Below are 12,683 nucleotides of genomic sequence, written 5' to 3'. Positions count from 1 at the left end.
CCAAACCATTCCCGTTCCCTCGGAAGAACGGTTCGGGGCGGATAACCCGGGCGCCCTTATCGCCCGAGATTTCCGCGTTTTCCCGTTAGGGAAAATCGCGAACTTGTCCCCTAAGGCAGCATGCGTTCTGCGGCAGGCGCGAGATATTGCGCGTCGAAAATATCGGCAGCCGTCACGTTACCCTTGAGGCCCATCGAGATTTTCAGGGTTTCGATGGAGGCGGCGAGGCGCGCCTCATCGACGCCGCCAAAGCCGTTTTCGATGACATAGGGCGTCTTGATGTTCATCTCGTTCGCCATGGTCAGGCGCTCGGTTTCGGTATCGATATTGAGCGTTTCGTTGCGGGCGAGGACCGCAGCAGCGCCGGCAGCCGGATCGCTGACCGCATCAGCAAAACCCTTGGCGAGGGCGCGGAGAAAACCCTTCACCGCCTCGGGGTTTTCATCGGCAAAAGCCTCGTTGACCATGATGGCATTGCCATAAAGGTTGAGACCATGATCGGCGAAGAGAATGGTGGCGATATCATCATCCGGCACGCCATTGGCCTTGAGATTGAGGATCACCGAGAAGGCAAAGCCGAAGACGCCATCGACATCGCCCGAAGCCAGCATGGGCTCACGCACCGGAAAGCCGATGGATTCGAGCGTGATGCCCGAAGTGTCGATACCAGCGGCTTCCACAAATGCCGGCCACTGGGCGAATGCACCATCCGGCGGCGGCGCACCGAGCTTCTTGCCTTCAAGCGATTTCGGATCGTCGGTGATGCCAAGCGACTTGCGCCCGATGACCGAAAACACCGGCTTATCATAGACCATCATGATGGCCTTGACCGGTTGGGTATTGTCTTCGTCGAGGAACTTGATCAGCGAGTTGATATCGCCAAAACCGAACTGATAGGCGCCGGTCGCCACGCGCGGGATCGCCTCCACCGAGCCGTTGCCGGTGTCGATAGTGACGTTGAGCCCCTCTTCGGCGAAATAGCCCTTGTCTGCGGCGAGAAGGAAACCAGCCGCAGGCCCCTCGAAGCGCCAGTCGAGCGTAAGCTTGATATCGGTCTGCGCCAGTGCCGGCGCGGCAAAAGCCAGCGAACCCAGCAGGATGGCGGCAGTGAAATGCCTGCGGTTTAGCATGAATAATGTCCCCAAAAATGAATTGCGACGCCAAGACAAGCGCAGCCTTTTTCGGGACGCAAGCAAAAACTGATCATTAAGAGGTCATTTTGGCATGTCGCCTAAATTATAGGCGACATGCCGCGATATTGGGGCCAAAGCTTGCTTAAACGAGGTGCAAGCTAGCCTCCGGGCTTTAGTAGACGAAGACCGTCAACTGATTGCCGCGCTGCTGGACCGCAAAGACACGGTTCGAACTATAGGAAGACCGCTCGATCGACGCGCTCAGCAGACTATCGCCATTGATTGCCGAACGCAGCGAATTGCCCAAGCCCGAATTGGACAGCGCAGCCGCCAGCCAGGTCCGCAGTTCCGGGCAGAGATCGAGGCGACGGATCTGGACATTGCTGGCGCGCTGCCATGCTCCGCTGATCTGCGTTCCCTGGATCAAGCGCTCCACCTCGCGCGGGTTGACACCAGCGCAGGACGGAGCCCCGCCACCATTGGAGGCCGAGAACACACCGGGGCCACCAGGATTGCCGGGATTACCGGGATTGCCTGGATTACCAGGGTTTCCAGGGTTGCCCGGGTTCCCAGGATTTCCCGGCGTGCCGGGTCGGCCGATCGTCACGCCGACATTGGCAAGACTGCCGCCGCCCACGGTGGCATCAACGCCGACGGTCCCGTTGAGCAGGCCGACATTGGCATCCAGCACACTGCCGCCGCCAGCGCCGACCGTGGCATTGGCGAGATTCGAGCTGCCGCCGATCTGTGCATCGACCAGCTGGTTTTCACCGCCGAGCCCGATATTGACCAGGCCCGAATTCGAGGCATCACCCGAACCAAGGGTGATCAAAGCCTCCTCGCCACTTCCGCCGATGATTCCAAGCAGGTTCTGCGCCTGAGCGGGCGCAGCAACGCTTGCGATAAAGACCAGAGGAAGAATAGAAAGCAATTTTCTTTTCATAACTCATCTCCATCTATGCGACAAATTGCCGCAATGGAGTGACGGTCGAAAGCAGCCTTGAGTTTCAATTCAGATTGACGGTTTCGTGAACTGGTAAAAAATTGATCAATACATAAATCTTGACGCAAATTAACCAATTGTCACCACAAACAAAAAAGGCGCGGAACCGAAGTTCCGCGCCCCATCGGGGCTACAGCAAAGGAGCGTCAGCCTTCCTGCCACCGCCGACTTATCGGGCTGATTCCCTCCCGGGACCGCCGCGTGGCTTACCACAGCAAAACTGTGGTTCGTCTGCACAACGACCCATTTCCGCAGGAGTTCCCCAAAAGCCGTTCACATCGGCAACGGCACTAAAATTGCGTATTGATGGCAAGGGTGTAGCGGTCAACAGCATAGTCGCCATCTGACGCCTCCACCCATTTCCGCAAGGCGGCCAGTGACAGGCTCGCCTGATCTGCGATGACATAGTCGAGGCGCAGGCTGGCGGACTGAACCTGGCGGGTCTGGCTGGGATCGAAAATCCCCGCCTCGTCACTGCGGCTGATGGCAGCCGAAAGCGAAATGGCATCCGTCATGCGATATCGCGCCGAAAGCTCGACCTCGCTCACGCCGCTGGCGACCGGATCAAGCGGATCATCCAGCTCGACCCTTTTCTCGGCCCGCAAGGCCACACTCCACCGCTCGCTCAAGGCAATTTCGGACTGCATCGCCAGATAGGGCAGAACCTCCCGCAGTGCCGGATCGATCAATGGCCAAACCATCGTGGCTCCGGCCAGAAACTCGACGAAAAGATTACCCTCTTTAGCGCGAATGCCGCCAGCGGCAGTCCCCGCCGTTCCCGGCAGGCGGACATAGTCGATCTGGTCATCTTCGGGAACATTGGAAAAATCACCCTTGAGCCGGCCGAGCACGGCCATGGTGCTGCTGACAGCTTTCTCCCAGTTCACCCCCACCCCGACGACGCCCACTTCAGGGTCGAGCCGAACCGGCGGGAGCACGATGGGCAGCCCGGAAATCACCGACTTCTCGGGGTAGCGCCAACTACCATTCACCGTCATGCTGACCTGCTGGTCGGCCCCCGCGACCGCCAGTTCCAGCATGGTTTCATGGGTCACCTTTCCGCCGGCAATGCCGATCAGCGTGCCGTCCAGCGGCAGCCCCTCGCCAATCCAGTCGCGCGTCACCGCATAGCCGGCGCGCAGCGCCATGCCCTTGTCGAGCTCCAAAGTGGCCTCCACCCCCGCTGCGGCCGACATATCATCTTCGACTGAGATGGTGGCAAAGCGCGTCTGCTCGAACAGCAGCGTCCCTCGCAGTGACAAAGCGCCGATGGCGCCGGTCAGGGACAATTCATGCTCGTGCTCGACAAAGAGGTCGGACGGTCCGTCGGTCGTTTCCGTCGCATTGCTGGTCCAGCCCGTCTCGACAGTGCTCTTGAGCGCAAAAGCATCCTCACCAACGACTGCGGAAGCACCGAATACCCACACCGCAACGCAAGAAAACCATCGCATCTCAACCTCCGGCAGAGCCCGAGACAAGAATGCTCATGGTTCAGTAACCAACATTTCACGTAGAAGATCAGTATATTTACGCGCCCAAACAGCGTTGAGATTAAGCGTTAACGCGGGAAGTCGGCGCTGTAAGTAGTCTGTTAACTATGATCTTCAGCCCCGCTCCGGGATTTTGGCTCCACTCAAAAGGAGCTGGCCATGCCAAAACCGAGTGAACTTTGCACCGCCCTGCGCAATTGGCGCATCCGTGCCCGCCTGCAACAGGATGCCGTCGCCAAAAGCCTCGGCGTCACTCAGAGCCAGGTCAGCCGTTGGGAAAGCGGCCGGGATGCGCCCCGCCCCTACAATATCGAAGCCATCCGCCGCCTGATCTGGGGCCCCGAGGCCGATCCGCTCGTCGCCCTGCGCTACTTCGTGGAAGAGTCGCATCAGAACCTGCTGCTGATGGATGCCACCCACACCATCATCGCCCGCAGCAAGCCGCTCAAACTCTCGCCCGGCCCGCTCGAGCGCTTCGGCTGGGTGATCGATCCGCTGAAAAACCCCGCCTTCGCGCCGGCCCATGCCCGCTTCTGCGAAGTGCTGGCGCGGCCGGCGGGCGTCGTCAGCCTCAAGATCACCATTCCCTTCGTGGAGAATGGCCGCGATTGGTGCGCCATCATTACCAAGACCATCCACACCGTCGTCGGCACCCGCCTTTGCCTCGTGGAGCCGAGCTTTCGCGAGGCGACTGGTCTCGAAGGTAAGGAAATCCGGTTCGAAGAGATCAGGCTGACGCCCGATGAAGGGGAGCGCCATTCCCTCACCCTCTGGCGGCAACTGGCTCCCGCATCCTGAGCCACTGCCGCTTCGCAGGACATAAAGAACCCGCGCCGGGGGGCTCCGGCGCGGGTCTTGGCGTCCGTGGCGGGTTGGAGGCAACTCCCCGCCGCAGGAGCTACCAGCCGTATTTCTTGGTCTGGTTCTGGCCACCGATGCCCAGAATGCCACTGCCGTTCAACACACCATTGAGAATGGACGTGCCGTTGGCGGTGTTGTTGCCGCTCAGGATGCCCGAAAGAATGCTGCTATTGTTGCCGACAGCGACGGTATTGCCGTTGAGAACGTTGATATTGCCCACATCGACGACATCAGCCACCGTGGAAACGAGGCCGGTGATGTTGCTGAGGACATTGTTGGTGCGCTTGGCGAAGAATCCGCCAGCATGAGCGCCCGAAGTCATCGCCATGGCAGCCACGACGGAAAGTGCGATTGCGGTTTTCATACACGTTACTCCCTTGAAAACATGTCGGTTTTGACACTCACGAGAAAACCCGAGGGAGCTGTTCCGGGCAATCGCCGAGGCCGATAATATGCGTTTCATGCGCACTAGGCGCGTTTAGGGCCTCCAAGTAAGGGAATGTCCTAAAGCTCGAAGCTCGCTTGCATCGCCTGAATGGCCTTGATGGCAGCCGAGGCGCGGTTCTCGACGCCGAGTTTGGCATAGACCTGTTCGAGGTGCTTGTTCACAGTGCGCGGACTGAGGCCCAGGATATCCCCGATATCGCGATTGGATTTGCCGCGCGCGATCCAGAGCAAGACTTCGCTCTCGCGCTGGGTCAGGCCAAAGTGCTGGCGGAGATTATCCTCCTGCCCTTCTTGCTGCGCGCCGGTCAGACGAAAGAGATATTCATCGCCACCGACAACGCCGAGAAACGCGAATTGCAGCCCCGGCGTACCCAGCAAGTTCAGCTCAAACCCGCTGCCCGGCGCCGCATCGGCATGGTCGAGGCGCCAGCGCGAGAACCCGCCTGACATCTCGGCCTGCCTTCCGGCATCCACGCTTGAGCGTTCGAGCAATTTATTGGCCTGCGGCGTCGACCACAGCACCGCGGCATCAGCGCCGAAGGCTACCAGGTGCCGCCCCGCCGCATCGAGCGCGATCCGGGCACTCTGCGCCCGCCGCGCATTGGCGAGGTGCACGCGAATGCGCGCCCGCAGTTCATCGACATTGATGGGTTTTGAGAGATAGTCGACCCCGCCGCTTTCGAGCGCATGGACAATGTGCTCGGTCTCGGTCAGCCCGGTCATGAAGATGACAGGCACATGCGTCAGCGGCGCCATGGCTTTGAGCTGTCGGCACGTCTCGAAACCATCGAGGCCGGGCATCACGGCATCCATCAGCACCACATCGGGCACCACGCGCTGCACTATATTGAGCGCCGCCTCGCCGCTCCGCGCCACCAGCACCGTTACGCCAGCCTGCTCCAGCGCCAGGGTGAGAAAGCCCAGCGACTCCGGAGAGTCGTCCACGAGGAGGACGATGTCTTGATCCCTTTCAATCCGGCTCATGGCTGACCCGCTCGATGAGTTCGGCATAGGAATCGAAATCGAAGCTTTCCATATGCCCGCGCAATGCGGTCACCAAAGGCTCATTGTCCGGATTACCGGCCAGCTCGGTCAATTTCGCCTGGATCCCCCTGATATGGCCGATTTGCCCCAGATTGGCCAATTCGCGCAAGTGCTCGACGCCGGGCGAGCGCAGCTTTTTCTTTGGGGCAGACCTGGTGGCAGCAGCCTCGGCATAAGTCCATTCGAGCGCCAGGTGCGCCGATAGCTTGTCGAGCAGTTGCGATAGTTCAAAAGGCTTGGCGAGGGTATCGCTATGCCCGGCATCGCGGCTCGCTGGCCCCGCCCCATCCCCGATATTGGCCGAGAGCATCACGATCGGTTCGGCAACGCCGCAATCGCGCAAGGCCGCAACCAGATCCCACCCGCTCATACCCGGCATACGAATATCGACAAAGAACATGTCAGGCTTTGCCGCGGCCACGAGATCGAGGCACGTCGGACCATCTCCCGCGGTCAGAATAATAAAACCAAGCGGCGCCAGCATTTCGCGCATCAGTCCGCGATGATCCTGATTGTCATCGACCACCATTAGCGTCCGGCTCGGCCCCGCATAGCCGACGATGCGGCGCGGATCGACGCGGCGCTCGACCGGCCGCTCGACCTTCGACAGCATGAGCCGCGCGGTGAATCGCGTTCCAGCGCCCACCTCGCTCGTGACGGTAATTTCCCCGCCCAGCGTTTCCGTAAGAAGCTTCGTGATCGTCAGCCCCAGCCCCAGCCCCGGCGTGAAGCGATTGTGCTCCGCCTCCCCGCGCACGAAGGGCTCATAGATGTGGTCGAGATCGCCAGCCGAAATGCCGCTACCCGTGTCGGTGATCGCAAACGTCGCCACCTGCATGCGGTAGCCGACATCGAAACTCACATGACCCGCCTCGGTGAACTTGATCGCATTGGAGAGCAGATTGACCAAAATCTGCCGCAACCGCTTCTCGTCCGTCCGCACATAGATCGGCAGCGCCTTGGCGCGCGAGTGTCGGAATTCGAGCCCCTTGGCGCCGGCCTGCAGCCTGAACATATCAACGATCTGATCGAGGAAATCCTGGATGTTGATCTCGTTGGAATAGACGTGCAACCGCCCTGCCTCAATCTTGGAAATATCGAGCAGACCATCAATCAGCCCCGAAAGATGCTCCGCGCTCCGGCGGATCACCTGCACCGAGCCGCGGCGATTTTCCGGCACGTCCGGATCGCGCTCGAGGATTTGCGCATAACCCATCACGGCATTGAGCGGCGTGCGCAATTCGTGGCTGAGGCCGACGACATAGCGGCTCTTGGCCTGGTTCGCCGCCTCGGCCTTTTCCTTGGCGCGCTGCAATTCAGCGTCGGTATTGCCGTGCGCGTCGATTTCCTTGAGCAGCAACGTATTTTGCCGCGTGCTCTCCTCCTCGGCCACCAGCCGGCTGTCATGCGCCAAAACGAGGAACCACGTCATGATCCCCGCGGCCACCGCAAAGACAAAGAACACGACGAGCAAGGTTCCGCCCACCACATCGGCCGTGTGCGGCGCCGATTGGCTGGCGAAATAATAGATGAGCCCCAGAATCCCCCCGAGGATCGCCGTCGCGATACCCATGGACATGCCATAGCGCCCAAGCCGGGTCTGCAATTTGGCGATGGCCCATTGCGGCAGGATACTCGACGCCACCGCATGCGTCTGGGCCCGGAAATGCGCATGCGGCTTGCACATATCATGGCATCGCGCATCGAGCGAACAGCAGAGCGAACAAATCGGCGCCGCATAGGCCGGGCACCAGGCCATGTCCTCGGGCTCGAACGGATGCTCGCAGATCGAACACGTCAGTGAGGTCCGCAACTGCCACTGCTTTCGCGGTTTCCGCGCGAGGTAATATTTGCCCTTGGTCACCCATGCGATGGCAGGCGAAGCGATGAAACAGACAACCAACGCGATATAGGGCGCCAACGCCGCCGCCATTTCGCCAAAGGCGCCAAAATGCGCCGCCAGCGCAATGATCACCGAGAGCAGCATCGAGCCGACACCGACCGGGTTGATATCATAAAGATGCGCCCGCTTGAACTCGATCCCCGGCGGCGACAGGCCCAGCGGCTTGTTGACGAAGAGATCAGCCGAGATAGAACACAGCCAGGCCATGGCGATAATGGAAAAGATGCCGAGCGTCTCTTCGAGCAGCCGATAGATGCCAAGCTCCATCAGCAGCAGCGCAATGGCAACATTGAACAGCAGCCAGACAACCCGCCCCGGATGGCTATGGGTCAGCCGCGAGAAGAAATTCGACCAGGCCAGCGATCCCGCATAGGCGTTCATCACATTGATCTTGAGCTGGCTGACCACCACGAAAACGGCCATCAGCATCAGGGCGATGAACTCATTGGGGATCATGTAGCCAAAGGCCACGGCATACATGTAACCCGGCTCTGACGCATGCTCGGGCGAAACACCCGCCGACAGCGCCAGATAGGCGAGGAACGACCCCGCAATCAACTTCGGCGCGCCGACGACAACCCAGCCCGCCCCAGCCAGAAAAATCCCGACCTTATGCCGCCACTTCGGCGCGCCTTCCGCCGGCAAAAACCGCAGAAAATCGACCTGCTCGCCGATCTGCGTCATCAGCGCCAGGATCACCGCCGAAGCCGCGCCGAACTTGGCCACATCGAACGGCGATATCGTCCCCGCCGCGCCCTCCGGCTGCCCCAGCCCGGCAAAGGCCCGCCACAGGTCAAACTTTTCCCAATCGAGAAAGGCGATGAAGAAGAACGGCAAAATATTGAGCACCAGCCAAATCGGCTGCGTCAGCATCTGAAAGCTCGAAATCATCCTTATGCCATGCGTCACCAGCGGAATGACGATCAGCGCCGAAATGATGTGGCCTATCCAGAGCGGAATGCCGAACGCCAGCTGCAGCGCGCTCGACATGATCGAAGCTTCGATGGCGAAGAGGATGAAGGTGAAACTCGCATAGATCAGCGAGGTCACCGTTGAGCCAATATAGCCAAAACTAGCGCCCCGCGTCAGCAGATCGACGTCCACCCCGTGCCGCGTCGCGTAGCGTGAAATCGGTACACCGACGAGCAGAATGGCGATGGACGCGACGAGAATGGCGATCAGTGCATTGGTGGTCCCATAGCTGAGCGTGATCGCCCCGCCGATCGCTTCGAGCGCCAGAAACGAGATCGCGCCGATCGCCGTCTGCGAGATTCGGTCATTGGAAAAGCGCCGCGCCGACTTGGCCGTAAAGCGCAGCGCATAGTCTTCCAGCGTCTGATTGGCGACCCAGCGATTGTATTCACGCCTGATGGGAATGATCCGTTGCCGCGCCATTATCCGCTCAAGCCTTAACCAATCCGTCGCGCTGCACAAATTTTCGCCATGCCAGTCTTAGCATGGATTTTCGTAAAATCACGCGGTTTTTCAGGTGCTTCCGGCGGCAGGCGGAATCTGCCCCTCAGCCAGTTACGTCAATCGACGTATAGGGGGAGGCAAAAAAATCGTCTCAGGTGCCCCCATCGAGGCGCCTCCCTTGGCTGTCTCCTGGGGTCAAACAAACTAGAGGGACGAACACATGAACTTCTCGCGCGCCAAAAGCGCCCTGCTCGCTGCGGCTCTCGCCGGCAGCCTTACCCTGCCCATGGTTCCGGCCATGGCGCAGGACGACACCATCAAGGTCGGTATCCTCCATTCGCTCTCGGGCACGATGGCGATTTCGGAAACCACCCTCAAGGACACCATGCTGTTCCTGATCGAACAGCAAAACGCCAAGGGCGGCGTTCTCGGCAAAAAGCTCGAACCCGTCGTGGTCGACATTGCCTCCGATTGGCCGCTGGCCGCCGAACTCGCCCGCCAGTTGATCGAAGTCGATGACGTCGACGTGGTTTTCGGCTGCTGGACCTCGGTCTGCCGCAAGTCCGTGCTGCCGGTCTTTGAAGAACTGAATTCGCTGCTCTTCTACCCCGTCCAGTACGAAGGCGAAGAATCCCAGCGCAACGTCTTCTACACCGGCGCCTCCCCGAACCAACAGGCCATCCCGGCCGTCGACTACCTCGCCAATGAAGAAGGCGTCGAGCGCTGGGTCCTCGCCGGCACCGACTATGTCTATCCGCAGACGACCAACAAGATTCTCGAGCAGTACCTGCTCGACAAGGGCGTCGCCAAAGAAGACATCATGATCAACTACACGCCCTTCGGTCATTCCGATTGGCAGACCATCGTCTCCGACATCAAGGCTTTTGGTTCGGCCGGCAAGAAGACCGCCGTGGTTTCGACCATCAACGGCGACGCCAACGTGCCGTTCTATCGTGAACTGGGCAACCAGGGCATCAAGGCCGAAGACATCCCGGTCGTCGCCTTCTCGGTCGGCGAAGAAGAACTCTCCGGCTTCGACACCACCCCGCTCGTGGGCCACCTCGCCGCCTGGAACTACTTCATGTCGGTCGATACCCCCGAAAACGCTGCTTTCATCGCCGATTGGCAAAAATTCATCGGCTCCGACACGCGCGTCACCAATGACCCGATGGAAGCCCACATGATCGGCTTCAACCTCTGGGTGAAGGCCGTGGAAGCTGCCGGCTCGACCGAAGCCGACGCCGTGATCGACTCCATCGTCGGCCTCGAAACCCCGAACCTGACCGGCGGCGTCGCCAAAATGCTCCCTAACCACCACATCACCAAGCCCGTGCTGATCGGCGAAATCCAGGATGACGGCCAGTTCTTCGTGGTCTGGGAAACCGAAGACCTCGTCCCCGGCGACGCATGGTCCGACTACCTGCCGGAATCCAAGATGCTCGAAGCCGATTGGACCGCCCCAATCAACTGCGGCAATTACAACACCGAAACCAAAACCTGCGGCGCCGCTGCGCAGTAAGGGGCCACGGCGGGCTCGGCATAAACTGCCCCCGCCAATCACCCCCTCCCAGCCTCCCCCATCAAGGGGGAGGTGTCGGGCCAGCGTATTGGGCAAGCAACCTGCCCCAAACTCGATACAGCACCTCCCCCTTGATGGGGGAGGATGGGAGGGGGTGGCGGCAATCACTACTCCCTCCAATTCCCAAAGAACGACAAGGACTTCCCAAGCGATGCTGACTCACCTTCTCCGCCTGGCGCTGCTCACCCTGTCGCTTCTCCTCCCCGCCCAAATCGCTCGCGCACAAGACACCGCCGTGGACATCCCGGCCCAGATCGCCGCCATGGGCGAGGCAAGCCTCAAGGAACTCACCCAGATCGTCGTCGATCTCGCCTCTACCGGCGACAACAGCGTCGTCCCCGTCCTCACCGCCCTCGCCGATGGCAATCTTTATGCCGACAAAACCTCCGGTCGCGTCCTCATCCAGACCGGTTCCACCGTCACCGATCCGCTGACCGGCGAAACCGTCGATCTCGGCGCCGAAGCTGACCTTTCCCGCATCCGCGTCAACAACAGCCTCCGGCGCGATATTTCCGCCGCCCTCGCCGGTATGACGCTGATGAGCGACAATCCCCGCACGCGCCTCGCCGCCGCCCAGGGCTTCCTTGCCAAGCCCGACGCCGCCAACCTGCCCTTGCTCGACGAGGCTATCTCAGCCGAAACCGACGCGACCGTCTTGAGCGCCATGCAGACCGCCCGCGCCGTGACCGTTCTCGGCAGCGAAGACGCCAGCGTCGAGGACAAAACCGCCGCCGTGCCGCAGATCGTCGCCGGCGCCAGCCGCAACGCCATCACCATCCTCACCGGCGCCCTCGCCTCCGCCCCCGACCCCGTAAAACCAACCATCCAATCCGCCATTTCCGGCCTCGAACAGGGCCGCGCCGTCTGGGGTGCGCTACAAAACGTCTGGTTCGGCGTCTCGCTCGGCTCGGTTCTCCTCCTCGCCGCCATTGGCCTTGCCATCACCTTCGGCGTCATGGGCGTCATCAACATGGCCCACGGCGAAATGGTCATGCTCGGCGCCTACACAACCTTCCTCACGCAACTCGTCATCCGGCAGAGCTTCCCGGGCCTGCTCGATTATTCCCTGCTCATCGCCCTGCCCGTCGCATTCCTCGTCACGGGCGCCATCGGTGTCGGCATCGAGCGCGGCATCATCCGCTGGCTCTATGGCCGCCCCCTCGAAACCCTCCTCGCCACCTGGGGCTTGTCGCTCATCCTGCAACAAACCGTGCGCTCGATTTTCGGCCCCACCAACCAGATGGTCATCGCCCCCACCTGGATGTCGGGCTCCACCGACTTCTTCGGCCTCGCCATCACCTACAACCGCTTCTGGATCGTCATCTTCGCACTGATCGTCTTCTTCATGCTCCTGCTGATCCTCAACCGCACCCCGCTTGGCCTCCAGATGCGCGCCGTCACCCAAAACCGCCGCATGGCCTCCGCCATGGGCATCCGCACCCCCTTTGTCGACGCCATGACCTTCGGCCTCGGCTCCGGCATTGCCGGCCTTGCCGGTGTTGCGCTCACCCAGATCGACAACATCTCCCCCAACCTCGGCCAGAACTACATCATCGACAGTTTTATGGTCGTGGTCTTCGGCGGCGTCGGCAATCTCTGGGGCACCTTCGTCGGCGCCCTGACGCTCGGCATCGCCAACAAATTCCTCGAACCCTATGCCGGGGCGGTTCTGGGCAAGATCCTGATCCTGGTGCTGATCATCCTCTTCATCCAGCGCCGTCCAAGAGGGCTGTTCGCCCTCAAGGGAAGGGCGATCGAACAATGATGGTGAATGCCCCCTCACCCGTCTCGGGCTGCGCCCGATCCA

The 12,683-nt window shown here is 60.8% G+C and carries 9 protein-coding genes; 3 read left to right on the top strand and 6 right to left on the bottom strand.

The annotated features are described in order from the left end of the window. Window positions 1–110: 110 nt before the first annotated feature. From ASD83_RS00800 to ASD83_RS00790, 3 genes are all read right to left on the bottom strand, one after another. Complete coding sequence (locus ASD83_RS00800) at window positions 111–1,130, bottom strand: ABC transporter substrate-binding protein (RefSeq protein WP_056307031.1); 1,020 nt, start codon at window positions 1,128–1,130, stop codon at window positions 111–113. 175 nt (window positions 1,131–1,305) lie between these two features. After that, window positions 1,306–2,076 (bottom strand): hypothetical protein, encoded by a 771-nt coding sequence (locus ASD83_RS00795; RefSeq protein ID WP_056307029.1) that lies wholly within the window; start codon window positions 2,074–2,076, stop codon window positions 1,306–1,308. A 350-nt stretch (window positions 2,077–2,426) separates the two neighbouring features. Then, window positions 2,427–3,587, bottom strand: a complete 1,161-nt coding sequence (locus ASD83_RS00790; protein ID WP_156385668.1) for a hypothetical protein — start codon at window positions 3,585–3,587, stop codon at window positions 2,427–2,429. Window positions 3,588–3,785: 198 nt separating this feature from the next. Here ASD83_RS00790 and ASD83_RS00785 point away from each other — a divergent pair, with 198 nt between their 5' ends. Then, on the top strand, window positions 3,786–4,424 hold the full coding sequence (locus ASD83_RS00785; protein WP_056307025.1) for a helix-turn-helix domain-containing protein: 639 nt from the start codon (window positions 3,786–3,788) through the stop codon (window positions 4,422–4,424). Window positions 4,425–4,524: 100 nt separating this feature from the next. On the opposite strand, the gene ASD83_RS00780 is transcribed toward ASD83_RS00785, so the two are convergent. The 3 genes from ASD83_RS00780 to ASD83_RS00770 all read right to left on the bottom strand — a co-directional run bounded on the left by ASD83_RS00780 (window position 4,525) and on the right by ASD83_RS00770 (window position 9,279). After that, complete coding sequence (locus ASD83_RS00780) at window positions 4,525–4,851, bottom strand: hypothetical protein (RefSeq protein WP_056307023.1); 327 nt, start codon at window positions 4,849–4,851, stop codon at window positions 4,525–4,527. A gap of 140 nt (window positions 4,852–4,991) precedes the next feature. Beyond that, window positions 4,992–5,918, bottom strand: a complete 927-nt coding sequence (locus ASD83_RS00775) for a response regulator (RefSeq protein WP_056307021.1) — start codon at window positions 5,916–5,918, stop codon at window positions 4,992–4,994. Continuing rightward, entirely contained in the window at window positions 5,905–9,279 is a 3,375-nt protein-coding gene (locus ASD83_RS00770) for an ATP-binding protein (protein WP_056309752.1), read from the bottom strand. Before ASD83_RS00770 ends, ASD83_RS00775 begins: the two co-directional genes overlap by 14 nt. Window positions 9,280–9,517: 238 nt before the next feature. On the opposite strand from ASD83_RS00770, the gene urtA reads away from it, so the two are divergent. Together urtA and urtB are read left to right on the top strand one after the other, a co-directional pair. Beyond that, complete coding sequence (gene urtA, locus ASD83_RS00765; protein ID WP_056307019.1) at window positions 9,518–10,816, top strand: urea ABC transporter substrate-binding protein; 1,299 nt, start codon at window positions 9,518–9,520, stop codon at window positions 10,814–10,816. A 211-nt stretch (window positions 10,817–11,027) separates the two neighbouring features. Continuing rightward, entirely contained in the window at window positions 11,028–12,641 is a 1,614-nt protein-coding gene (gene urtB, locus ASD83_RS00760) for an urea ABC transporter permease subunit UrtB (RefSeq protein WP_056307017.1), read from the top strand. Window positions 12,642–12,683: the final 42 nt, after the last annotated feature.

The sequence above is a fragment of the Devosia sp. Root685 genome (assembly GCF_001427875.1).
In the GTDB taxonomy this organism is placed as follows: domain Bacteria; phylum Pseudomonadota; class Alphaproteobacteria; order Rhizobiales; family Devosiaceae; genus Devosia.
Note: the sequence above shows the minus strand (reverse complement) of the source record. Positions and strands in the feature narration are given on the sequence as shown.